The sequence below is a fragment of the Microbispora hainanensis genome (assembly GCF_036186745.1).
GTDB lineage: Bacteria > Actinomycetota > Actinomycetes > Streptosporangiales > Streptosporangiaceae > Microbispora.
On record NZ_CP108086.1, the window covers coordinates 5,791,305 to 5,813,561 of the forward strand.

At 72.6% G+C, this 22,257-nt stretch carries 20 protein-coding genes and 1 pseudogene; 14 read left to right on the forward strand and 7 right to left on the reverse strand.

The annotated features are described in order from the left end of the window. Window positions 1-76: 76 nt before the first annotated feature. The 5 genes and pseudogenes from OHB01_RS26860 to OHB01_RS26880 form a co-directional block, all read left to right on the forward strand. Window positions 77-1,063: an LLM class flavin-dependent oxidoreductase gene (locus OHB01_RS26860; RefSeq protein WP_205830216.1), complete on the forward strand. Its 987-nt coding sequence runs from the start codon at window positions 77-79 to the stop codon at window positions 1,061-1,063. A 227-nt stretch (window positions 1,064-1,290) separates the two neighbouring features. Continuing rightward, window positions 1,291-2,919: an ABC transporter substrate-binding protein gene (locus tag OHB01_RS26865; RefSeq protein ID WP_147943181.1), complete on the forward strand. Its 1,629-nt coding sequence runs from the start codon at window positions 1,291-1,293 to the stop codon at window positions 2,917-2,919. Further along, window positions 2,904-3,908, forward strand: coding sequence for an ABC transporter permease (locus OHB01_RS26870; protein WP_142647595.1), 1,005 nt, complete (start codon window positions 2,904-2,906; stop codon window positions 3,906-3,908). Before OHB01_RS26865 ends, OHB01_RS26870 begins: the two co-directional genes overlap by 16 nt. 3 nt (window positions 3,909-3,911) lie before the next feature. Next, window positions 3,912-4,712 (forward strand): ABC transporter permease, encoded by an 801-nt coding sequence (locus OHB01_RS26875; protein WP_142647593.1) that lies wholly within the window; start codon window positions 3,912-3,914, stop codon window positions 4,710-4,712. A gap of 86 nt (window positions 4,713-4,798) precedes the next feature. Continuing rightward, window positions 4,799-5,257, forward strand: a pseudogene (locus OHB01_RS26880) (ATP-binding cassette domain-containing protein); the annotation flags it as partial. A gap of 35 nt (window positions 5,258-5,292) precedes the next feature. Here the strand turns inward: OHB01_RS26880 and OHB01_RS26885 are convergent. Continuing rightward, a complete protein-coding gene (locus OHB01_RS26885; RefSeq protein WP_328854138.1) occupies window positions 5,293-6,348 on the reverse strand; it encodes a histidine kinase dimerization/phospho-acceptor domain-containing protein in 1,056 nt (351 codons plus the stop codon). An 87-nt stretch (window positions 6,349-6,435) separates the two neighbouring features. Further along, window positions 6,436-7,110 carry a response regulator transcription factor gene (locus OHB01_RS26890; RefSeq protein WP_142648356.1) on the reverse strand — a complete coding sequence of 225 codons (675 nt, stop codon included), beginning with the start codon at window positions 7,108-7,110 and terminating at the stop codon, window positions 6,436-6,438. A 134-nt stretch (window positions 7,111-7,244) separates the two neighbouring features. On the opposite strand from OHB01_RS26890, the gene OHB01_RS26895 reads away from it, so the two are divergent. The 4 genes from OHB01_RS26895 (at window position 7,245) to OHB01_RS26910 (ending at window position 11,031) form a co-directional block, all read left to right on the forward strand. Further along, on the forward strand, window positions 7,245-8,489 hold the full coding sequence (locus tag OHB01_RS26895) for a LolA family protein (RefSeq protein WP_168066003.1): 1,245 nt from the start codon (window positions 7,245-7,247) through the stop codon (window positions 8,487-8,489). Then, complete coding sequence (locus OHB01_RS26900) at window positions 8,486-9,574, forward strand: ABC transporter ATP-binding protein (RefSeq protein ID WP_328710251.1); 1,089 nt, start codon at window positions 8,486-8,488, stop codon at window positions 9,572-9,574. The genes OHB01_RS26895 and OHB01_RS26900 overlap by 4 nt, the downstream gene beginning before the upstream one ends. Next, a complete protein-coding gene (locus tag OHB01_RS26905) occupies window positions 9,561-10,493 on the forward strand; it encodes an ABC transporter permease (protein ID WP_328710250.1) in 933 nt (310 codons plus the stop codon). Before OHB01_RS26900 ends, OHB01_RS26905 begins: the two co-directional genes overlap by 14 nt. 64 nt (window positions 10,494-10,557) lie before the next feature. Further along, window positions 10,558-11,031: a hypothetical protein gene (locus OHB01_RS26910; RefSeq protein ID WP_142648360.1), complete on the forward strand. Its 474-nt coding sequence runs from the start codon at window positions 10,558-10,560 to the stop codon at window positions 11,029-11,031. On the opposite strand, the gene OHB01_RS26915 is transcribed toward OHB01_RS26910, so the two are convergent. Together OHB01_RS26915 and OHB01_RS26920 are read right to left on the reverse strand one after the other, a co-directional pair. Continuing rightward, complete coding sequence (locus OHB01_RS26915) at window positions 10,958-11,761, reverse strand: ABC transporter ATP-binding protein (protein ID WP_142648361.1); 804 nt, start codon at window positions 11,759-11,761, stop codon at window positions 10,958-10,960. The genes OHB01_RS26910 and OHB01_RS26915 overlap by 74 nt on opposite strands. A 5-nt stretch (window positions 11,762-11,766) precedes the next feature. Then, window positions 11,767-12,555 (reverse strand): ABC transporter permease, encoded by a 789-nt coding sequence (locus OHB01_RS26920; protein WP_142648362.1) that lies wholly within the window; start codon window positions 12,553-12,555, stop codon window positions 11,767-11,769. Window positions 12,556-12,788: 233 nt separating this feature from the next. Between OHB01_RS26920 and OHB01_RS26925 the strand changes: the two genes are divergently transcribed. Next, window positions 12,789-14,033 carry an IS110 family transposase gene (locus OHB01_RS26925; RefSeq protein WP_328854139.1) on the forward strand — a complete coding sequence of 415 codons (1,245 nt, stop codon included), beginning with the start codon at window positions 12,789-12,791 and terminating at the stop codon, window positions 14,031-14,033. Window positions 14,034-14,054: 21 nt separating this feature from the next. Here OHB01_RS26925 and OHB01_RS26930 read toward each other — a convergent pair whose 3' ends face one another. Further along, window positions 14,055-14,861: an ABC transporter permease gene (locus OHB01_RS26930; RefSeq protein WP_142648363.1), complete on the reverse strand. Its 807-nt coding sequence runs from the start codon at window positions 14,859-14,861 to the stop codon at window positions 14,055-14,057. Between the two features lie 115 nt (window positions 14,862-14,976). Between OHB01_RS26930 and OHB01_RS26935 the strand changes: the two genes are divergently transcribed. Next, window positions 14,977-15,957, forward strand: a complete 981-nt coding sequence (locus tag OHB01_RS26935; protein ID WP_142648364.1) for an alpha/beta hydrolase — start codon at window positions 14,977-14,979, stop codon at window positions 15,955-15,957. A gap of 59 nt (window positions 15,958-16,016) precedes the next feature. Here the strand turns inward: OHB01_RS26935 and OHB01_RS26940 are convergent, their stop codons facing one another. After that, window positions 16,017-16,241, reverse strand: coding sequence for a hypothetical protein (locus OHB01_RS26940; RefSeq protein WP_142648365.1), 225 nt, complete (start codon window positions 16,239-16,241; stop codon window positions 16,017-16,019). Between the two features lie 194 nt (window positions 16,242-16,435). On the opposite strand from OHB01_RS26940, the gene OHB01_RS26945 reads away from it, so the two are divergent. Both OHB01_RS26945 and OHB01_RS26950 read left to right on the forward strand, forming a co-directional pair. After that, the gene (locus tag OHB01_RS26945) at window positions 16,436-18,142 is read left to right on the forward strand and encodes a serine/threonine-protein kinase (RefSeq protein WP_168066005.1); all 1,707 of its coding nucleotides are present in this window, start codon (window positions 16,436-16,438) and stop codon (window positions 18,140-18,142) included. Between the two features lie 45 nt (window positions 18,143-18,187). Beyond that, window positions 18,188-18,991 (forward strand): ABC transporter ATP-binding protein, encoded by an 804-nt coding sequence (locus OHB01_RS26950; protein ID WP_142648367.1) that lies wholly within the window; start codon window positions 18,188-18,190, stop codon window positions 18,989-18,991. Window positions 18,992-19,239: 248 nt separating this feature from the next. On the opposite strand, the gene aceA is transcribed toward OHB01_RS26950, so the two are convergent. Beyond that, window positions 19,240-20,532, reverse strand: coding sequence for an isocitrate lyase (gene aceA / locus OHB01_RS26955; RefSeq protein WP_142648368.1), 1,293 nt, complete (start codon window positions 20,530-20,532; stop codon window positions 19,240-19,242). Between the two features lie 243 nt (window positions 20,533-20,775). On the opposite strand from aceA, the gene OHB01_RS26960 reads away from it, so the two are divergent. Further along, window positions 20,776-22,248 (forward strand): helix-turn-helix domain-containing protein, encoded by a 1,473-nt coding sequence (locus OHB01_RS26960; RefSeq protein ID WP_240971510.1) that lies wholly within the window; start codon window positions 20,776-20,778, stop codon window positions 22,246-22,248. Window positions 22,249-22,257 lie beyond the last annotated feature (9 nt).

Sequence of the window (22,257 nt, forward strand, 5' to 3'; positions counted from 1 at the left end):
CCGCGGCATAAGGTGAGGAAACCTCCGGATATGCCCGTTGACCCCCTGTGTGACCCCCCTTGGGAGGGAGAGGACGTTGGCCGAGGGAATCGCCGTCTCCGTGCACGACACCGCCCCCGTCTGGCGCGGCGACGCCGCGGGCGACGCGCTGCGCCGTTCCGTCGATCTGGCCCAGGCCGTCGAGGCTCTGGGATACCGGCGCTACTGGGTGGCCGAGCACCACAACACGCCCGCGCTCGCGACCTCCAGCCCGGCCGTGCTCGCGGGCTCCATCCTCGCGGCGACCTCCACGATCCGGGTCGGCTCGGGCGCGGTGCTGCTGCCCAACCACTCGCCGTACGTGGTGGCCGAGCAGTTCGGCGTGCTGGCCGGGCTCCACCCGGGGCGGGTGGACCTCGGGATCGGCCGCGCGGCCGGCGGGTCGGGGGAGGCCGCGGCCCGCCTCGGCGACCCGCGCCGGCTCGACTTCGGCGACGCGCTGCGCGAGCTGCACGAGTACTTCGCCGGCGGCAGCGGCGGCGTGCGCGCGATCCCCGAGCCGGGCACCCCGCCCGAGATCTGGCTGGTCGGGTCGAGCGCGTCGAGCGCCGCGAACGCCGGCCGGCTCGGCCTGCCGTACGTGTACGCGCACGCGATCGTGGGCGGCGGTGCGCCGGAGGCGCTGGAGGCGTACCGGCGGGCGTTCCGGCCGTCGGCGGCCCTGGCCGAGCCGCACGCATGCGTGGCCGTCATCGCCGTCGCGAACGACAGTGACGAACGCGCGCGCCGGCTCGCCGCCTCCTTCGTGTACGGCCAGATCCTCATGCGCACGACCGATCCGGCCACCGTCCTGCCCACGGAGGAGGAGACGGCCGCGCACGTCTTCACCCCGGCGGAGGAGCGGTTCCTGCGCGAGAAGATCGACCCCCAGTTCGTCGGCAGCCCCGAGCGCATCGCCCCCCGCATCGAAGACCTCCTGCACCGCACCCGCGCCGACGAGCTGTTCGTGCTCACGCAGGTGCCCGACCACCAGGCCCGGATCCGCTCCTACGAGCTGATCGCCAAGATCGTCTCGTCTCTGTAGCCGCCTGACGGCCGCGCCGCCGCCGGTTCAGTGCCGCTTTAGAACCGGCCACCACTGTGTGTACGGGCCGGAGATCCCTTCCGGCCGTGAGCGACGTGGCGAGGAATGAGACGAGTATGGGTGCTGCCAGGAGGCCCGGAACCGCCAGTAGGCGCGGAACCACCAGGAGGCCCGGCACCATCGGGAGACGCGGAACCACCGCCCCCGCCCTGACGGCGGGGGCCGCCATGCTGGTGCTGGCTCTCGCCGCCGCAGGCTGCTCCTCCGGCGCGGACGGGCCGGGACCCGCCGCCGGAGGCGCCGCGGGCGGCGGGGCGGGCGCCGCGTCCCCCCGCAGCGGCGGAACCCTGCGGCTGGCGGTGGAGAAGGAACCGGAGTGCCTGGACCCCCACCAGAGCCCGACCGAGTCGGCCCGGCTGCTGACCCGGCCGCTCGTGGACTCGCTGGTCTACCAGGACCCGCACGGCGGCCTCCACCCCTGGCTCGCCCGTGAGTGGACGGTCTCCGAAGACCGGCTCACCTACACCTTCCGGCTGCGCGAGGGCGTCACCTTCGCCGACGGCAGCACGTTCGACGCGGCGGCGGTGGTGGCCAACCTCGGCCACGTGGTCGACCCGAAGACCAAGTCGCTGCTCGCCGGCAGCCTGATCGCTGCGTACGAGTCGGCGAAGGCCGTCGATCCGCTGACGGTCGAGGTGAGGCTGAAGCGGCCCGACTCCGGCTTCCTGTCCGCACTGGCCCAGCCCAACCTCGGAATGGAGTCCCCGGCCACGCTGAAGGGACCTGCCTCGAAGCTGTGCGCCGTCGTCGTCGGCACCGGGCCGTTCAGGAGCGACGGCGGGTTCACGCCGCAGAAGGGCATCGACTACGTCAGGAACCCGGCGTACGCGTGGGCGCCAGAGGGGGCGGACCGCGGCGGACCCGCGCTGCTCGACCGCATCGAGGTCACGGTCGTGCCGGACAACTCGGCCCGCCTGGGGGCGCTCACCAGCGGCCAGGTCGACGCGGTCACCGGCCTCGCGCCGGCCGGCATCGGCACGCTGAAGAACACGCCGGGCTTCGCCCTCCACACGACCCCGTTCCCCGGAGCCAACTACAGCTACTGGCCCAACACCGCCAAGGGCCCGCTGAGCGACGTCAACGTGCGCAAGGCCCTGCGGGCCGGGATCGACTGGCGGCGGATCGTGAAGAACGTCTACCTCGGCGTGTACGACGGCGCCGCCGGGCCGCTGTCGGCCAGCACCCCGGGCTACGACTCCTCGGTCGCCGCCGCCTACAGCTACGACCCGGGTGAGGCGAACCGGCTGCTCGACCAGGCCGGATGGACGCAGCGGGACGCGCAGGGCTACCGGACGAAGGACGGCACGAGGCTGACCCTGCGCCACATGTGGTCGGACCCGTCGGTCGGCAACCTCGCGGTGCAGATCCAGGCCGCGGCCAAGCAGATCGGCGTCGAACTCGTCGAGGAGAACCTCGACGGCGGCACCTTCGTCAACCGCCTGCTGGAGGGCGACTACGAGCTCATCGACACCAGCTTCTCCTCGCCCGGGCCCGACGTGCTGCGGGTGCTGTTCGGCGCCGACAACATCCCCACGCCCAAGCGCGGGATCAGCAACAACATGGCCCGGTATGACAACCCCGAGGTGGAGGCCGCGTTGAAGCGGGCGCTCGGCGCCAGGGACCAGGCCGAGCAGTTCGGCGTCTACGCCGAGGTGCAGCGGCGGATCACCGAGGACGCGGCGGTCCTGCCGATCTACTCGCCGCTGTCCACGCTGGCGGCGCGCGAGGGCGTCCGCGATGTGCGGTTCAACGTCGACGGCACCCCCGATCTGTCCGGCATATGGCTGGCGTCCTGAAGACGTCCCCGGCCGGAGCGGCGGCCGTTCCGGGCCGCCGCTCCGGCCGGGGACGCGAGACGCTCGTGCGCCTGGTGCTGGTGCGCCTGGCCGCCTCCGCCGGCGTGCTCTGGGGCGCGGTGACGGTGACGTTCGTGCTGCTGCAGGTCATGCCGGGCAGCACCGCCGACGTCCTGCTCGCGCGCTCCTCGGTGAGCCCCGAGGTGCGGGCCGGGATCATCGCGGAGTACGGGCTCGACGACCCCCTCCCGGTGCAGTACCTCACCTATCTCGGCCGGATCGCCCGCGGCGAGTTCGGCGAGTCGTACGTGCTGCGCAGGCCGGTGTGGGACGAGATCGCCGCGCAGCTCCCCGGCACGCTGCTGCTGGTGGCGACCACCCTGCTGGCCACGGTCGTCGCCTCGGTCGTGCTCGGGGTGGTGAGCGCCAACCGCCGGGCGTGGGTGCGCTCGCTGTTCGCCTCGGCCGAGTCGCTGGTCGTGGCCCTGCCCCCGTTCTGGCTCGGGCTGCTGCTGCTGACCGTCTTCTCCTTCACGCTGCACTGGTTCCCGGCCATCGGGTCCTCCTCGCCGGCCGGGCTCGTCCTGCCGACGGCCGCCCTGGCCGCCGGCCCGGCGGCCGTGGTGGCCGGCGTGCTGCGGGAGGGGCTGCTGCGCGCGATGGACGAGCCGTTCGTGGTGACCGCCCGCGCCAGGGGCATCGGCGAGGCGGCTCTGCGCCTGCGCCACGTGCTGCGCCACGCCCTGCTCCCCGTCACCACGCTGCTCGGATGGATCGCCGGTTCGCTGATCGGCGGCGCGGTGATCATCGAGATCGTCTTCTCCCGGCAGGGCATCGGGCGGCTGGCGCTGTCGGCCGTGGCGAACAAGGACATGCCCATGGTCATCGCGGTCGTCCTGGTGACGGCGGTCGCGTTCGTGCTGGTGACCATCGCGGTCGACATCCTCACCTGGGTGATCGACCCCCGGACGCGGGACACGGGGAGGTAGCCGATGCCCAGGAGCCTGTGGCCGTGGGCGGCCGTGCTGGTGGTGCTGGCCGTCATGGCGGCGGTGCCGTCGCTGTTCACCGGGATCGACCCGGACGCGGCCGACCTGGACGCCCCGCTGCGCCCGCCGAGCGCCGAGCACTGGCTCGGCACCGACCAGAACGGCCGCGACCTGTACGCCCGGATCGTGTACGGCGCCCGGCCGTCCCTGCTCATCGGGACCGGCGCGGTCCTGCTGGCGCTCGCCGCGGGCATCGTGATCGGGGTCGCCGCCGCCCAGCTCGGCCGCGTCGCCGACCAGGTGCTCAGCCGGTCGCTCGACGTGGTCCTGTCGGTCCCCGGCCTGCTGCTGGTGTTCCTCACCGTGGCCGTGCTGGGGCCCGGGAGCGGCACCGCCGCCGTCGGGCTCGCCGTGGTCTCCATGCCGGGCTTCGCCCGGGTGGTGCGCAGCGAGGTAATCCGCCTGCGGTCGGCCCAGTACGTCGAGGCCGCCCACGGGTTCGGCTGGTCGCGGGCCCAGGTGGTGGCCCGGCACGTGCTGCCCAACGCCGCGGGCCCGGTCCTGGCGCTCGCCACCGTGAGCCTCGGCGCGATGATCGTCGCGAGCTCCTCGCTGAGCTTCGTCGGCCTCGGCCCGCGGCCGCCGACGGCCGAGTGGGGGGCCATGCTCTCCGACAGCCGCGAGTTCCTCGCGCTCGCCTGGTGGCCCGCCGTGTTCCCCGGGGTGGCCATCACGGTGGCGGTGCTGGCCGTCACGTTCGTCGGGCAGCACCTCAACCGCCGCGTCGAGGGGAGGCTCTCGTGACGCCGGCCGCCGGCCCCCTCGTCGCCGTACGTGACCTCACGGTGCGCTTCCCCACCCGCCACGAGGTGGTGGAGGCGGTGCGGGGCGTGTCGTTCGCCATCGACCGCGGGCAGGTCGTCGCGATCGTCGGGGAGTCGGGCTCGGGCAAGAGCGTCACGGCCCGCAGCCTCGTCGGCCTCGCGGGGGACGGCGCGCGGGTCGGCGCGGCCGAGTTGACGTTCGACGGCGTCGACCTCCGCGAGGTGCGGGGACGGGCCTGGCGCGCGTTGCGCGGGCGCCGGGTGGGATTCGTCCTGCAGGACGCGCTGGGCTCGCTCGATCCGCTGCGCCGCGTGGGCGCCGAGGTCGCCGAACCGCTGCGCGCCCACCGGGTCGTGCCGGGACGGCAGGTGGACGCCGAGGTCGTGCGGCTGCTCGGGGAGGCGGGAATCCCCGCTCCCGAAAGCCGCGCGCGGCAGTACCCCCACCAGTTGTCCGGAGGCCTGCGCCAGCGCGCGCTCATCGCCTCGGCGCTCGCCGCGCGGCCCGACCTGCTCATCGCCGACGAGCCGACGACGGCCCTGGACGCGACCGTGCAGCGTCAGGTGCTCGCGCTGCTGCGCGAGCGCTGCAGATCGAGGTCGAGGCCGTGCCGCTCGGCCGTACGGCGGGCCATCTCGGCCAGGTCGACCGGCTCCCGCCGGCCGGCGCGGCCCTCGTCGAGCCGGGCGAGGGCGAGCAGGTCCTCGGCGAGGCGGGACAGCCGCAGGGTGTCCTCCAGCACCCCTTCGGCGGTCTCCTTCCAGTCCTGGCCGTCCGGGTGGCTGAGCGCGACCTCGAGCTGGAGCCGGATGCTCGCGAGCGGGCTGCGCAGCTCGTGTGCCGCGTCGGAGACCAGCGCCCGCTGGCGCGCGTCGGCCTCCTCTAGCCGCCCGAGCATGTCGTTGAGCGTGGTGGCGAGCGCGTGCACCTCGTCGTGCGCCTCGGGCACCGGCAGGCGCCGCGACCGGGCCGTGGCGCCCACCTCGGCCGCGCCCCGCCGCAGCAGCGCGATCGGCCGCAGCGTGCGCCCGACGACCAGCCACGAGACCGCCGCGAGCAGCGCGAGCAGGAGCGGCATGCCGGCGATCAGCACGTGCCCGATGGTCACGAGGCTGCGTTCCACCTCGCCGAACGACCGGGCCACGATCACCGTCACGCCGCGGTCCGCGCTGAGCGCCCGCACCCGCAGCGGCCCCGGCAGCGCGTACGGCCGGCCGTCGAGGAACAGCGGCGTCCCGGTGCGTACGGCGGCCTCCCGGGCCTGCGCGGACAGCAGGGGGACCAGGCGGTCGGTGTTGGGGGTGGCGTCGACGATCCGCCCGTTCCGGTCGAGCACCTGCACGATCGTGTTGTCCACCGAGACGACGGGATCGGACAGCCGGTTCGCGTCCGACAACGCGACGATCTCACGTCCCCGCTGGTAGACCTGCTCGTCGATGCCCTGGACGAGCGCCCTGCCGAGCACCGCGACGAACACGTACGCCGACCCGGCGAGGGCGAGGGCCAGCACGGCGGTGGCGGCCGCGGTGACCCGGAACCGCAGGCTCTGCCGCCGCCACCACGTCACCGGGCGGATGAGCAGGCCGGACGCCGGGCTGGAAACAGGGCTCGGCACAGTTCCGGACACAGTTCCGGACACAGTTCCGGACACAGGGCCGGGCACACGGCTGGACACACGGCTGGACACAGGGCCGGACACGGCTCAGCCGCCGTCGCTCGCGAGCCGGTATCCGGCCCCGCGCACGGTCTGCAGGGCGGCGCGGCCGAACGGCGTGTCGATTTTCCTGCGCAGATAGCCGACGTACACCTCGACCACGTTCGGATCGGTGTCGTAGGTGTCCCACACGTGCTCCAGGATCTCGGGCTTCGACACCACCTCGCCCGGCCGGCGCATCAGATATTCGAGCAGGGCGAACTCCCTGGGCGTCAGCTCGACCGGCGCCTCGCCCCGGGTGACCGTACGCGCCGCCGGGTCGAGCGACAGGTCGCCGGCGCGCAGCACGGCGGGTCTGCGGCCGCCGCCCCGGCGCAGCAGCGCCCGGAGCCGGGCCACCAGCACCACGTACGAGAACGGCTTGGTGAGGTAGTCGTCGGCGCCGAGGTCGAGCCCGTCGGCCATGTCGTATTCGCCGTCCTTGGCCGACAGCATGAGGATCGGCACCCAGTTCTCCTCCGCCCGCAACTGCTTGCACACGTTGTAGCCGGACATGCCGGGCAGCATGATGTCGAGCACGACCACGTCGTAGTCGCCGACGCGCGCCAGGTGCAGGCCCTCGTTCCCGTCGTGCGCGAGGTCGACGGCGAAGCCCTCCGCCTGCAGCCCGCGGCGCAGCGCCGCCGCCATCCGCCGCTCGTCCTCCACCACTAGAACCCGCATTGCCCCAGTGTGGCCCCTTTTGGACGTGAGGGCGCGGCCAGTCTGAGAGACCTCTCAGTCCGTCTCAGCGTCGGCACAGGAACGTCTCGGCAGTCTCGGGTCATCAGCTTTCCGCACATAGTGGGAGATGTGAAATGGCGAAGAGAGCCCGCGCCGTGAGGTGGGGAGTGCCGGTGGCGGCGGTGGCCGTCGTGGCGGCGGCCGTGGGGACGGGGCCGGTGATCGCGGCGGTGCGCAGCGAGCCGTCCCTGCCCGACCGTACGGCGGAGCAGTTGCTGGCCGACGTCGCGCGCACCTGGCAGAACGGCCGGATGCCGCAGATGTCCGGCACGATCGTCGAGACGGCGTCGCTCGGCCTGCCCGCGCTGCCCGGCCTGTCCGGGTCGTCCGGAGGACCGGGGCCGTCCGGCGGGGCCTCGCCGGCGTCGCTGCTGTCGGGGTCGCACCAGCTCAAGATCTGGTACGCGGGGGAGGACAGGTTCCGCCTCATGCTGCCGGGGGAGATGAGCGAGACCGACGTCGTCGCCAACGGCGGCACGGTCTGGCTGTGGGACAGCGCCGCCAACACGGCGACCCGTCTCACCGTCCCGGCCGGGTCCGGCGGCGAGCACGGCGGGCCCGGTGGGCCTGGTGGGCCTGGTGGGCCTGGTCGGCACGGCGGGCACGGCGGGCCCTTCCCGATGCGCTCCGGAGCCGCGTCGCCGTTCGCGACGCCGGACCAGGCCGCGCGGCAGGCGCTGGAGGCGGCCGGCACCGACACCGCGATCAGCGTCGGCGACGACGTCACGGTCGCGGGCCGCGCGGCCTACCAGATCGTGCTGACGCCGAAGTCGGCCGACTCGCTGATCAGGGATGTCCGGGTGGCGCTCGACGGCGAGAAGCTGATCCCGCTGCGCGTCCAGGTGTACACGAAGGGGGCGGCCGAGCCGGCCTTCGAAGTCGGCTTCGAGTCGCTGTCGTTCACCGCTCCCGCGCCGGAGAACTTCTCCTTCACTCCGCCGGCCGGAGCGAAGGTCGAGGAGGGCACGGCCACGCCCCCGGCGGACCACCGGCCGGAGGCGGCCGCCGAGGCGCACGACCGCGGCCGCGTCGTCGGCTCCGGCTGGGACAGTGTCCTCGTCACCTCCCTGCCGGAGACCCCTGCCCAGAAGCCCGACGCCCCCGCCCAGAAGCAGGACGAGAAGGGGCGTGGCGGCCTGGACGTGGCCGCGCTGCTGGACGGCCTGAAGGGCGCCGCCACCCCCGTCAGCGGGGAGTGGGGCAGCGGCCGGCTGCTGAGCACCAAGGTGGTGTCGATCCTGATCACCGACGACGGCCGCCTGCTCGCCGGCGCCGTCACCCCGGAGGCCCTCTACCGCGCGGCCGGTGTGAAGGGATGACCGAGCCCACGCACCGCGCGCGAGCGGGAATCCGGGCGGGAATCCGAGCGGAGGTCGCGGTGGACCGGCGGGACGCGGTGACGGTGGGCACGCGCGCGGGGGCGTCACGGGAGGACACCGGGGCGCCCCCGCCCTCCGCCGGAACCTCGGACGCGGACGCCATCGTCACGTCCGGTCTCACCAAGCGCTTCCGCGGCGGCCAGGTGGCCGTCGACGGCGTCGGCCTGGCCGTGCCGCGCGGCTCGGTCTTCGGCTTCCTCGGCCCCAACGGCTCGGGCAAGACCACGACGATCCGCATGCTGCTCGGCCTGGTCGCCCCGACCTCGGGCACGTGGTCGCTGCTCGGGACGCCCATGCCGGACGGGCCGGCCCGGGCGCTGCCACGCGTCGGCGCGGTGGTCGAGGGGCCGGCCTTCTATCCGTACCTGTCGGGCGAGGCCAACCTGCGCCGCCTCGACGCGGCCGATCCGTCGGCCGACGCGCGTACGGCACCGGCCAGGATCGCCGCGGCGCTGGAGCGGGTGGGGCTGACGGCGGCGGCGGGCAAGCGCTACCGCACCTACTCGCTCGGCATGCGCCAGCGCCTGGCCATCGCGGCCGCACTGCTGGTGCCCAGGGAGCTGCTCGTGCTCGACGAGCCGACCAACGGCCTCGACCCGCAGGGCACCCGCGAGGTCCGCACGCTGATCAGGAGGATCGCCGAGGACGGCACGACCGTCTTCGTCTCCTCCCATCTGCTGAGCGAGGTCGAGCAGATGTGCACCCACGTCGGTGTCATGCGCGCCGGCCGGCTCGTCGCCCAGGGCCCGATCGCCGCGCTGCGCGCGTCGGGCGAGGAGCCGCGCCTGCGGGTGGAGACGCCGGACACGGACGCGGCGGCGGCCGTGCTGGCCGGGGCCGGGCTCGGCGACGTACGCGTCGCGGACGACGAGGTCACGGCGGTCATCGGCGCCCGGGCGCCGGAAGAGATCTGCGCGCTGCTCGTCGGGGAGGGCGTGGCCGTGCGCGGGTTCGGCGTGGTGCGTCCCACGCTCGAAGACGTCTTCGTCGGGCTGACGGGGGAGGGGTTCGATGTCGATGGGTGAGAACGGGACCGCGGTGTCGGAGGCCCGGCCGCCGGTGCGCCAGGAGGCGGCACCGCCGAGGGAGGAGCGGACACCCGCCGAGTCCACCCGGCCCGCCCCGGGCCCGGCGCGGCACCTGACGCGGCTGCTGGCCTCCGAGATCGGGCTGACGTTCCGCCGCCCGCGCAACCTCGCGATGCTCGCGGTGCTCGCGGTCGTGCCGGTGGTGGTCGGCATCGCGGTGCGGGTCGCGTCGGACGGTGACGCGGGCGGCTCGATCATCGGACAGATCGCGGGCAACGGCCTGATGCTGACCTTCGCCGCGTTCGTCGTCATGATGCCGATCGTGCTGCCGCTGACCGTGGCGGTCGTGGCGGGCGACGCGATCGCCGGCGAGGCGGCCCAGGGCACGCTGCGCTACCTGCTCGTCGCCCCGGCCGGCCGCACCAGGCTGCTGCTGGTGAAATACGCCAACATCGTGGTCTTCTGTCTCGCGGCGTGTGCCCTGGTGGCGGTGTCGGCGCTGGTGACCGGGCTGGTGCTGTTCCCGGTGGGGCCGGTGACGCTGCTGTCGGGCGCGACGATCCCGGCGGCCGACGCCCTGCTGCGCGTCGGGGTGGTCGTCCTGTACGCCGCCGCGGGGATGGCCGCGCTCGGCGCGGTCGCGCTCGCGGTCTCCACGCTCACCGAGGCGCCGATCGGGGCGGTCGCCACGAGTGTCGTGCTGGTGGTGGTCAGCCAGGTGCTGAGCGCGATCCCGCAGGTGGCGGCCGTACGTCCGGTCCTGCTGACCTGGTGGTGGGGCGCGTTCGACGGGGCGTTGCGGGCGCCGATGGCGTTCGACGAGATGGGGCGAGGGCTGTTCGCCTTCGCCGCGTACGTCCTGGTTTTCGGCTCTTTCGCCTGGTCACGCTTCACGAGTAAGGACATCACGGCGTAAGTGCTGCCCTTTACCGTTCTTTATCGCTAGTGTTGCCGCGGACCTCTCACCCAAGGTGGTGTTCATGCGGCACTTCTTCGGGCTGCTCCTTGGCGTTGTCGTCGCGGCGGCTCTTCTCCTCGGTGGTGGATGGGCGTCCCAGGAGCTGGTCCGGGGAGCGGCGCAGATCGTCGACCCGGCCAAGGACACCCGGATGCTGATCGCGGTCGGAGCGATGGCGGTCGTGGGCCTGCTGCTCGGGCTGGTGCTGGTCGGCCGGGTGTCCCCGCTGGCGACGTTCGTCCCGTCGATGGCGCTGCTGGCCTGGACCGTGGTCTACGTGCTCGACGTGTCGCGCGCCGCGAGCCTGGTGCCCACCGGGCCGTCGGTGCAGGCCGAGCTGCTGCAGGCCGGCCGGGGGATGCTCATGCTGCTGTCCACCGGCGTGTACGCCCTGCTCGGTGTGGCGCTGTTCCTCCCGGTGCTCATGCCGTCGCGCTGGGCCCGTCCGGAGCGGGACGAGGAAGAGGAGGAGTACGAGGAGTCGTACGGCTTCTGAGATAGAGGTCGGCCACGACGTCCTCGATCGAGGCGCGTCCCGGCGCGGTCGCCCGCAGCTCGTCCACGGTGCCGTCGAAGGCCAGCCTGCCGTGGTCGATCAGCAGCACGCGCCGGCACAGCCGCTCCACGTCGCCCAGGTCGTGGGTGGTCAGCAGCACCGTCGTCCCGTGCTCCGCGCATCGCCGCCGCAGGAAGTCGCGCACCTCCGCCTTGCTGACGACGTCGAGCCCGATCGTCGGCTCGTCCAGCACGAGCACGGCGGGGTCGTGCAGCAGCGCGGCGGCGATGTCGCCGCGCATCCGCTGGCCCAGGCTGAGCTGGCGCACCGGCGTGGCGAGGAAGCCGCCCAGGTCGAGCCGGTCGCACATGTCGTCGAGGCGCTCCCGGAACACCTTGCGATCTACTTTGTAAAGGAGCCGGACCAGCTCCAGGCTGTCCCGCAGCGGCAGGTCCCACCACAGGGTCGTCCGCTGGCCGAAGACGACGCCGATCCTGCGGGCGAGAGCCGTACGCCGCCGGGACGGGTCGAGACCGGCCACCCTCACCCGGCCCGACGTGGGCGTGAGGATCCCGGTCAGCATCTTGATCGTGGTGGACTTGCCCGCGCCGTTCGGGCCGAGGCACGCGACGAACTCCCCGGCCGCGACCCGGAAGGACAGGTCCCGTACGGCGTGCACGATCCGGCCCCGGACCCTGAAGGTCCTGCCGACCCCGTCTGCCTCGATCACTCGTCTCAGCTCCCCGTCGATCGGTAGCGGCGGATCCCCGCCCGCCACGCGAGCGCGGCGACGGCGGCCAGTGCGAGCGCGGCGGCGGGGGACAGCAGGCCCGTCCAGGACGGCAGCCCGAGCGGATCGGGCCGGCCGAGCACATAGAGGCCCGGCTGCCAGTTGACGAACGCCAGCGGCAGCCCGAATGTCAGCCCCCGCACGATGCGGGGGTCGTAGACGCTCAGCGGATACTGCGTGAGCGTCGCCCCGCCGTACGTGAACGCGTTGGCCACCTCGGGAGCGGCGGTGAGCAGGAACTGCAGCGCGCCGCCGAGCGTGAAGAGCGCCGCGAAGATCACGATGCCCGAGACGACCATGACCGGCACCATCCAGACGCGGCCGAGCGGGACGTCCAGCCGCGACAGGCCCACGGCGAGCACGGCCCCGGCCTGGATCGACCGGCCGATCCGGTGCGGCGTGAACCGGTCGGAGGCGACCTGCACGAAGGGCGACGCGGGCCGGATCAGCATGACGTCGAGCGTGCCGGACACGATGTGCCGGCTGATCCTGTCGAGATTGCCGAACAGCAGGTCGGCGAGCGCGAAGGCCAGCTGCGACGCGCCGTAGAGGAACATGACCTCGGTCAGCCCGAAGCCGGCCAGCCTGTCGGTGTTGGCGAAGATCACCCAGATGGCCGCGATGTCGAGGCCGCCGACCACCGCCCCGCCCGCCGTCATGAGCGCGAACGACACCGGATATTGCGCCGCCGCCCGCGTCCACGTCCAGGCGAGCAGCGCGTACGTCCTGATCACTAGGGCACCCTCTTTCTTGCGGGCAGTGGCAAGCTGCTCGTGAAGGGGACTCGGCGGGAGCCGGGGTGACGGCCTGTGTTGATCGCCCGTGAAGGGCCACTGTGATGCCGCCGCCCCCGGCTTCCCCGAGGCTGTAGACCGGCAACAGGGAGTAGCGCCGCAGAGCGCCGGTTAGTGATCGCCCGGTAGCCAGCCTCCTCGCCGGGTCGTCGCTGCCAGGCAAAGGAGTTCAGGTGTCGCTTGCGCTGCCCCCGGCGCGGTGGTTCGTCGGGATCGACTGGGCCATGGAAAGTCACGCGGTGTGCGTGATGGACGACAGCGGGAAGATCACCGCTGAATTCGTCATCGCGCACAGCACCAATGGCATCGCCTCGCTGATCGGCCGGCTGGCCAAGCTCGGTGATCCGGCCGCTGTCCCGATCGCGATCGAACGTCCCAACGGCAGGCTGGTCGACCTGCTGCTGGAGGCCGGATACCCCGTCGTCCCGGTCAAACCGAACGCGATCAAGACCTGGCGCGACGGTGAGGTGCTGTCGGGCGCCAAGTCCGATGCCGGCGACGCCGCGGTGATCGCCGAATACCTGCGCCTGCGCCTTCACAAGCTCCAGGTCGCCGCCCCCTTCAGCGACCAGACAAAGGCGGTACGCACCCTGGTGCGCACGCGCGATGACCTGGTTGAGGCCCGGGTGGCGGCCACTAACCAGCTCGCCGCGCTGCTGGATGCCTCCTGGCCGGGCGCCAAGGCCGTCTTCGCCGACCTGGCCTCGCCGATCGCGCTGGACTTCCTCACCCGTTACCCGACCCCCGCCTCGGCCGCGCACCTGGGCGAAAAGCGCATGGCCGCGTTCTTGGTCAAGCACGGCTACAGCGGCCGCCGCTCTCCCGCCGAGCTGCTGGCCCGGCTGCGTCACGCCCCGGCCGGGATCGCGGCCGAGGCGCTCACCGAAGCGTTGCGGGACGCGGTCATCGCCCTGGTCGGCGTGCTCAAAGCCCTGATTGGGGCGATCAAGGATCTGGATCGCTCGATCGCCGCCCACCTCGGGGAGCATCCGGACGGAGCGATCTTCACGTCGCTGCCAAGGTCGGGTCAGATCAACGCCGCCCAGATGCTCGCCGAGTGGGGCGACTGCCGAGCAGCCTACGCCGGACCCGACTCCGTCGCGGCCCTGGCCGGCTGCACACCGGTCACCAAACAGTCCGGCAAGCACCGCGCCGTGCACTTCCGATGGGCCTGCAACAAGCGCTTGCGCCGCGCCATCACGACCTTCGCCGACAACAGCCGCCGCGCCAGCCCCTGGGCCGCCTCCATCTACGAACGCGCCCGCGCCGAAGGCAAAGACCACCCGCACGCCGTCCGCATCCTGGCCCGCGCCTGGATCCGGGTGATCTGGCGATGCTGGAACGACGGCATCGCCTACGACCCCGCCAAACACGGCGCTGCAGCAGCCCTCCTCACCCCGAACACGGCGGGAGGTTGACACAGGGAGTATCACGGGCGCTCACCCACCCTGGATCACGACCTTCCTGCGGGCGGCGCCGGTCATCAGCGCGCCCAGCGCCAGCAGGACGGCCGCCCACAGGGCCTGGAAGCCGAGGGCGCGGGCGGGATCGGCCGTGCCGAGATAGACGTCGGCGGGCACCTGCGCCATCGCCGACCACGGCAGCGCCCGGGACAGCTCCCCGAACCACCCGGGGAAGATCGACAGCGGCAGCATGAGCCCGCTGAAGAACGTCGTGAGCACCATCGACAGCACCGCGAGACCCCGGTCGTCCATCACCCAGCAGGTGGCCAGCGCGACGATGTAACGCCACGCGAAGCTCACGAGCACGCCCAGGGCGACGCTCAGGAGGAACGCGGCCGGGGCGTGCGGGGCGACGATGCCGAAAAGCAGCGCGCCCACGAGGGTCGGCGGGCCGCCGCGGACGGCGAAGAGATACACCGCCCGGCCCAGATCCTCCGACAGGCACCACAACTGCAGGGACGCCGGGCGGACCAGGTCGAGCGCGACGTCGCCGGTGCGGATCCGCTCCGGCAGGTCGAGGCCGCCGCCGAAGAGCTGCATCGGGCCGATGAACGCCTGCGTGAGGAAGGTGAAGGTGACCGCGCCCGCCACGTCGTACCCGCCGAGGCCGGGACGGGCCTGCCACAGCGCGATCAGCACGTACGCGCGGAGCACGCCGAAGACGGTGTTGGTGAACGCCCCGGCCAGCGCGGCGGCCCAGTAGGTGGCGTGCCTGCGGAAGCCGTACCAGGCCAGCCGCGGGTAGAGGGCGACGGCGGCGCCGTGGCCGGGGATCACCGTCATAAGTGCCTCATATCCTGGGCTGTTACCTTGTCGTAACCTTGCCGTAAGGGGAGTGAAACGTGCCTAGCGGTAGAACGGATGACCTAACAGGGAATGTCCCTTTTGGGAGGCTTGCATGGGACATGAGCTGAATGTAGACATACGCCCGGAATATCCGGTCAGCTGGCAGGCCGCCGCGATCAACGGAGTCCTGCGGGGCACCATGAAGCCGATCTCCACCATCCTCGTGCGCAACACCGCGGGAATGGCCGTGGCCAGCCGCATCATGTGCCTCGGCGAGCGGGTCCCCGGCATCCTCCCCAAGCACGTGTCCATCGTTCCAGACGAGTTCGGCTCGTGCACGGGGGAATGGGTGCGCGGCGGTCCCGGCCTGGACGAGGGCAAGGTGGTGCTCTACTTCCACGGCGGGGCCTACTTCGTCTGCTCCCCGGCCACCCACCGGCCGATCACATGGCGGTTGTCGGCCGCCGCCGGCCGTCCGGTGTTCTCCCTCGACTACCGCCAGGGCCCGGTGCACTCCCTCGCCGAGTCGCTGTCGGACGCGCTCCAGGCGTACGAGTGCCTGCTCGGCCGCGGGTACGCAGCCAGGGACATCGTGCTGGCCGGGGACTCCGCCGGAGGGCATCTCACCCTCGCCACGCTGCTGGCCCTGCGCGACCGGGGCATGCCGCTGCCCGCCGCCGGCATCTGCCTGTCTCCCTGGGCCGACCTCAGCACCAGCCGGCACCGCGCCAACGCATGGTCCGACCCCATGCTCCCCGCCGGACGCGTCGACTGGCTCGCCCGCCGCTGGACCGACGGCCTCGACCGCTGCGACCCCCTCGTGTCCCCCGTGTACGGCGACTACACCGGCATCCCCCCGCTGATGATCGTCACCGGCTCCACCGAGGTCCTGCGCGACGAGGCCCGCCGGGTCGCGGTCAGCGCGCGCGAGGACGGCGTGCAGGTGACCTACGAGGAGTGGAACCGCATGCCGCACATCTTCCCTCTCTTCGCCGACGCCCTCCCCGAAGGCCGCCTGTTCTTCGACCACGTCTCCCGCTTCCTCGACGCCGTCCAGGCCCACTCCTCCACTCCCGGCGCCGAGGCCGCCTGAGCACTTCGGGAAAACGGCCGCCGGAATGCACGGCCGTTCGCGAGGCCGCCGCACCGGGGTCAGCAGGTGACGGCGTGGACCGGCGTCGTCTGCGAGGCGTGGTCGCCGTAGCCCGAGGTGCTGTACGCCTGGGAATGCGCGGAGGCCTGACAGGACCCGGGCCGGCAGGCGACCCCGGCGTCGCAGGAGATCGAGCCGTACACGACGGCGGCGCCGCCCGTCCGGGTGAAGGAGAGGCTGGGCGAACAGGCGATCGGGGTGTCTTTACGGAGAACGGCGCTCATTTGTGGCTTATGAGACCAATGTGACCTGCGGTTTCTCCGATTCACCTTACCTAAAGGTGCCATTGGGCTTACCTCTCATGCCGCTTGTCGCTACTTGAGCGCGTGGTGCGTTCCAACCGGCCACAGTGGCTGTGCGGCACTTCGAGAGAGGTAGCTTCCGTATGGCACGTGGCGGAACGGCTTCCGATAGCGGCATGCCTCCCGGTGTGCGCCCGCTGACCGTTGGCGACCCGGTCGTCATCGGGCGCTACCTGCTGCTCGGCCGGCTGGGCAGCGGCGGAATGGGAGTCGTCTACCTGGCCGAGCACCCCAGCGGGGGATACGTCGCGCTGAAGACACCGCATCCGATGCACCTTGGGGACTCCACGCTGCGGGCCCGATTCGCCGAGGAGGTCGCGCTCTCCCGGCGCGTGGTGCCGTTCTGCACGGCCGTCGTCATCGAGGACGGTTTCGACGGCGAGCGGCCCTACCTCGTCACCGAATACGTCCCCGGCCCCGCGCTTTCCCAGGTGGTCTCCGCGCAGGGCGCGCTCACCCCCGACCTCGCGTACGGCGTGGCCCTCGGCACGGCCGCCGCGCTCGTGGCCACGCACGAGGCCGGGCTGGTGCACCGGGACCTCAAGCCGGGCAACGTGCTGCTGTCGCCGCGCGGGCCGTTCGTCATCGACTTCGGGATCGCCCGCGACCTCGACGTCGCGATGGCGCATACGCAGGCCGGGCAGATCATGGGCAGCCCGGGCTGGGTCGCGCCCGAGCGGCTGCGCGGACACCACGCCATCCCCGCCTCCGACGTCTTCTCCTGGGGCTGCCTGGTCGCGTTCGCGGCGACCGGGCTGCATCCGTTCGGCGGCGGCGACCTCGACGTGCTGACCCGGCGCATCCTGGTCGAGGAGCCCCGGATCGACGCCGTGCCGAGGCCGCTGTGGGGCGCAGTGGCGGCGGCGCTGCAGCGCGAGCCCGCCGACCGCCCGGACGCGGCGTGGCTGCTGGCCTCCCTGCTCGCGGCGGGCGGGGTCCACGCGGCCGCCGATCCCCGGCGTGCGGTCGCCGCCGTGCTCGACGAGATCTGGCAGCCTGTGCCCTACCCGGCGGGGGCCGTCCCCGGCCGGGCCACGCAGGGGACACGGAGCAGGGCCTCCGGGGAAGCGACCCAGGGACCGGCACAGGGGTCGATTCGGGGGTCGATTCGGGGGTCGGTACAGGGGCCGGCACAGGAGGGCAGGGCGGCGCGGCGCCGGGCGGCGCGATCGCGGGGACAGGTGTCCCACGCCGGCTTCGCGGCGCTCGCCACCGTGACGATCGCCGCGGTGACCGTGGTCGCGGCGGGCGCCGGGTCGGCCCACATGCAGAGCACGGCCGATCCGCCGCCCGCGGCGCCCGTGGTCATCCCCGGCGAGGACAGCGCCCTGCCGCCGGATGACGCGCTCCGCACCGGCCCGCCGGTGGTGCCCATCGCGGACGCCGCCCGGCCCAGGGTGACGGTGACGGCCACGCGGACCATGCCGCCCGGCTCACCCGGCTCGACGCCGGCGCCGGTGACCACGGACGACGGCCGGGCGACCGCGCCGCCCTCGCCGACGCCCGCCGGGACGACCCTGCGCCCGGGAGACGGGCGCTGCGTCACCGGGCGGCCGAGGGACTGCCGTCCCACCCGGCCCTCCCCACCGGGCCGCCCAGGACGCCCCAACCAGCCGGGACATCCGGGTCAGCCTGGTCAGCCCGGCCATCCCGGACAGCAGCCCGGTCAGCCCGGGCAGGGCCATTCCCCGGTCCCGTCCTCGGGGGTCAGCCAGGAGCCGCAGTGGGGCGACGGGGAGTCGCCGCCGCCGGAACCGGGCGGCAGCCCGCCGGCGAGCCCGCCGCCCAGCGTGGTGGTCACCCCCGCACCGTCCATTCCCTGATACGGCGTCCCGAGCGGGTGCCCGCGTGCAGCATGCTGTCTGTTCATGGAAGCAGCTCTCGAACTCGACGACGTGACCGTCCGCGTGGTCGGCCGGACCCTGGTGACCGGTGCCGACTGGCGGGTGGAGCACGGCCAGCACTGGGTGATCCTCGGCCCCAACGGCGCCGGGAAGACGACGATGCTCTCGATCGCCGCGGCCGTACGGCACCCGAGCTCCGGCACGGCCACAGTGCTCGGACGGCGGCTTGGCAGGGTCGACCTCCGGGAGCTGCGCCGCAGCATCGGCCTGGTGGCGGCGAGTCAGCGGCTCGTTGACGAGTCGCTGCTGGAGGAGGAGGGCGCGACCGCGCTGACCGTCGTGCTCACCGGTCATACCGGGACGAGCGCGCCGCTGTGGGACCGATACGGTGACGAGGAGCGGGAGCGGGCCCACCGGCTGCTGGCCGACCTCGGCTGCAAGGACCTGGCCGACCGCAGGTTCCAGGTGTGCTCGCAGGGGGAGCGGGCCCGCGTCCGGGTGGCCAGGGCGCTGATGGCCGACCCGGCGATCCTGCTGCTCGACGAGCCGTTCGCGGGCCTCGACCTGCCCGCGCGGGAGGACCTGATCGAGGCGCTGGAAGACTTGGCCCGCACCCGGCAGGGGCTCACCACCGTGATGGTCACGCACCACCTGGAGGAGGTGCCGGCCACCACCACGCACGCGCTGCTCATGCGGGACACCCGCATCCTGACCGCCGGTCCCGTGGACGAGGTGCTCACCGGCCCGAACCTGTCCGAGTGCTTCGGCCGCCGCCTGCGCATCGACGCGCTGGACGGCCGCTGGTACGCCCGCGCCCTGCGCGTCTGACCGGCCGCGGGCGCCGACCCGGCCCTGAGTGCGAATCCGGGCGCGGGCTCGGACGCGGACGGGAGCCGTGACTCCGAGCGCGGACTCGGTCGCGCGCGCTGACCCGGCCCCGGGCGCTGACCCCGGTCGCTGACCCCGGTCGCGAACACGGCGAGGCCCCGCCGCCGATCCGTCAGATCCCCGAGGGTGACCTGCGGACGGACGGCGGGGCCCGCCACCGACCTGTGTCCCGATAAGTCCGCTGATGGTTAGTGAGCCCCGGCGAACTGTGCCTCCTCCGTCGAGCCCTTCAGGGCCGTCGTGGAGGAGTCCGGCGCGACGGCCGTGCTGACCAGGTCGAAGTATCCGGTGCCGACCTCCCGCTGGTGGCGGGTGGCGGTGTAGCCGCGCCGCTCGGCGGCGAACTCGGCCTCCTGGAGCCCGACGTACGCCGTCATGCCGTCCTGGGCGTAGCCGCTGGCCAGGTCGAACATCGAGTAGTTCAGCGAGTGGAAGCCGGCCAGGGTGATGAACTGGAACTTGTATCCCATGTGGCCCAGCTCGCGCTGGAACTTGGCGATCGTCGCGTCGTCCAGGTGCTTCTTCCAGTTGAACGACGGTGAGCAGTTGTAGGCGAGCATCTGGTCCGGGTGCTCCCGCTTGATCGCCTCGGCGAACTCGCGGGCCACGTCGAGGTCCGGTGTGGAGGTCTCCATCCACAGCAGGTCGGCGTACGGCGCGTAGGCGAGACCCCTGGCAATGCAGGCGTCGACGCCGTTGCGGACCCGGTAGAAGCCCTCGGCCGTGCGCTCGCCGGTGCAGAAGGCCTGGTCGCGGGGGTCCACGTCGCTGGTCAGGAGCGTCGCGGCCTGGGCGTCGGTCCGCGCGATGACCAGGGTGGGGACGCCCGCCACGTCGGCCGCGAGGCGGGCCGCGTTGAGGGTCTTGATGTGCTGGCCGGTGGGGATCAGCACCTTGCCGCCGAGGTGGCCGCACTTCTTCTCCGAGGCGAGCTGGTCCTCCCAGTGGACGCCCGCGGCGCCGGCCGCGATCATCGCCTTCATCAGCTCGAACGCGTTGAGCACGCCGCCGAAGCCGGCCTCGGCGTCGGCCACGATGGGCGCCAGCCAGTGGGGGGCCTCCTCGTCGCCCTCGGCCCAGGTGATCTGGTCGGCACGCAGCAGCGCGTTGTTGATCCGGCGGACCACGGCGGGGACCGAGTTGGCCGGATAGAGGCTCTGGTCGGGGTAGGTGTGACCGCTGAGGTTGGCGTCGGCGGCCACCTGCCAGCCGGACAGGTAGATCGCCTTGAGGCCCGCCTTCACCTGCTGGACCGCCTGGTTGCCGGTCAGCGCGCCCAGGGCGTGGACGTAGTCCTCGTGGTGCAGCAGGTCCCACAGACGCTCCGCGCCGAGCCGGGCCAGGGTGTGCTCCTCCTGCACGGAGCCGCGCAGGCGGATCACGTCCTCGGCCGTGTAGGTCCGCTCGACGTTCGTCCACCGCGGATTGGTCTCCCAGTCCTGCTGCAGCCGCTGGGCGGCTGCGGTGAGGCGATCCGACATCTCGGTCACTCCCTTGTTGCGTACGTTGTCGTCACCTGGGGCTTGCTTCCGAGTTTGTGTCGATATCAAGACACTCACAAGGAGTGGTCGGGCGAAAGAACGCCAAATATTCTGTTCCAAGCAAGACTGACGGGTATTCGACTATGAAGAAAGGCAAAGTTTTCGCTATGGACTAGACCAATCCGCGTGAAGTGGAGCACGTCTCGTTGGAAGAAACGCCGATTTTCCGCATAAGATCGGGTTATGACCTCCGTCCTGGGCGAAGAACCGCTGTCTTTGACGCACGAGCTCGATCTCCTGGCCTTCGGTCAGCGGCTCAAGCACCTGCGCAAGCAGCGCGGTCTCACGCTCTCCGAGCTCGGCGAGCGCGTCGGGCGTGCGCCCAGCCAGCTGTCGCTGCTGGAGAACGGCAAGCGCGAGCCCAAGCTCTCGCTGCTGAAGTCGCTCGCCGCCGCGCTGAACGTGCCGGTGGAGGAGCTGCTGCGCAGGCAGGCGCCGAACCGGCGGGCCCAGCTGGAGATCGCCCTGGAGGAGGCCCAGCGTGACCCGCTTTACGCGGGCCTGGGACTGAGCAGGCTCAAGGTCTCCTCACGGGTGCCCAACGAGGTGCTCGAACACATCCTCGGCCTGTTCGAGGAGCTCAAGGCCAGGGAGGCGAAGGGTACGGCCACGCCGGAGGAGGCGCGGGCCGCCAACGCCGAGCTGCGGCGCAAGCAGCGCGAGCTGGGCAACTACTTCGAGGAGATCGAGAAGGCCGCAGCCGAGGCCCTGACCGCCGTCGGTTACCGGACCGGCGCGCTGTCGGAGAGCACCGTCCAGGCGCTGGTGTCGCACTTCGGGTTCACCGTGCACACCGCGCCCGACCTGCCGCGCTCGGCGCGGTCGGTGACCGATCTGCGCAACCGCCGCATCTACGTCAAACGCCAGCAGCTCGGCATGCACACGCCGCGCACCGTGCTGCTGCAGACGCTCGGGCACATCGCGCTCCAGCACCACAAGCCGCGCGACTTCGCCGACTTCCTGCGCCAGCGGGTGGAGGCCAACTACTTCGCCGCCGCCGTCCTCGTGCCCGAGGCGGCGGCCGTGCCGTACCTGCGGGAGGCCAAGCAGGACAAGGCGCTGTCGGTGGAGGACCTGCGCGACGTGTTCGCGGTGTCCTACGAGATGGCGGCGCACCGGTTCACCAACATCGCCACCCGCCATCTCGACATCGTCTGTCACTTCGTGCGCAACGACGCCGGAGGGATCATCTACAAGGCGTACGAGAACGACGGGATCGTCTTCCCCGCCGACGAGCAGGGGGCGATCGAGGGCCAGCGGATGTGCCAGCAGTGGTCGGGCCGCCAGGTGTTCCTCTCGCCCGACCGGTTCTCGGTGTACTACCAATACTCCGACTCGCCCACCGGCACGTACTTCTGCATCGCCCACGTGGACCCGTCGCAGGAGAAGGACTTCGCGATCACGCTGGGCGTGCCCTACCGGGAGTCGCGCTGGTTCCGCGGGCGCGAGACCACCCACCGCACCCGCTCGAACTGCCCGAACGGCGAGTGCTGCCGCCGCCCGCCGGCCGAGCTCGCGCAGCGCTGGGAGGGCTACGCCTGGCCGTCGGCCCGCGCCAACTCCCATGTGCTCGCCGCGCTGCCGCCCGGGTCGTTCCCCGGCGTCGACGAGGCCGACGTGTACGCGTTCCTGGAGCGCCACGCCGCCAGCGGCTGACGGGCGACG

Bases quoted from the DNA above. Each gene is read 5' to 3' on its own strand.
- OHB01_RS26905 (WP_328710250.1), top strand. From the start codon at position 9,561: ATGTCGATGGGTGAGAACGGGACCGCGGTGTCGGAGGCCCGGCCGCCG.
- OHB01_RS26890 (WP_142648356.1), bottom strand. From the start codon at position 7,110: ATGCGGGTTCTAGTGGTGGAGGACGAGCGGCGGATGGCGGCGGCGCTG.
- OHB01_RS26875 (WP_142647593.1), top strand. From the start codon at position 3,912: ATGCCCAGGAGCCTGTGGCCGTGGGCGGCCGTGCTGGTGGTGCTGGCC.
- OHB01_RS26930 (WP_142648363.1), bottom strand. From the start codon at position 14,861: ATGACGGTGATCCCCGGCCACGGCGCCGCCGTCGCCCTCTACCCGCGG.
- OHB01_RS26960 (WP_240971510.1), top strand. From the start codon at position 20,776: ATGACCTCCGTCCTGGGCGAAGAACCGCTGTCTTTGACGCACGAGCTC.
- OHB01_RS26895 (WP_168066003.1), top strand. From the start codon at position 7,245: ATGGCGAAGAGAGCCCGCGCCGTGAGGTGGGGAGTGCCGGTGGCGGCG.
- OHB01_RS26865 (WP_147943181.1), top strand. From the start codon at position 1,291: ATGCTGGTGCTGGCTCTCGCCGCCGCAGGCTGCTCCTCCGGCGCGGAC.
- OHB01_RS26945 (WP_168066005.1), top strand. From the start codon at position 16,436: ATGCCTCCCGGTGTGCGCCCGCTGACCGTTGGCGACCCGGTCGTCATC.
- OHB01_RS26870 (WP_142647595.1), top strand. From the start codon at position 2,904: ATGGCTGGCGTCCTGAAGACGTCCCCGGCCGGAGCGGCGGCCGTTCCG.
- aceA (WP_142648368.1), bottom strand. From the start codon at position 20,532: ATGTCGGATCGCCTCACCGCAGCCGCCCAGCGGCTGCAGCAGGACTGG.
- OHB01_RS26935 (WP_142648364.1), top strand. From the start codon at position 14,977: ATGGGACATGAGCTGAATGTAGACATACGCCCGGAATATCCGGTCAGC.
- OHB01_RS26950 (WP_142648367.1), top strand. From the start codon at position 18,188: ATGGAAGCAGCTCTCGAACTCGACGACGTGACCGTCCGCGTGGTCGGC.
- OHB01_RS26910 (WP_142648360.1), top strand. From the start codon at position 10,558: ATGCGGCACTTCTTCGGGCTGCTCCTTGGCGTTGTCGTCGCGGCGGCT.
- OHB01_RS26940 (WP_142648365.1), bottom strand. From the start codon at position 16,241: ATGAGCGCCGTTCTCCGTAAAGACACCCCGATCGCCTGTTCGCCCAGC.
- OHB01_RS26900 (WP_328710251.1), top strand. From the start codon at position 8,486: ATGACCGAGCCCACGCACCGCGCGCGAGCGGGAATCCGGGCGGGAATC.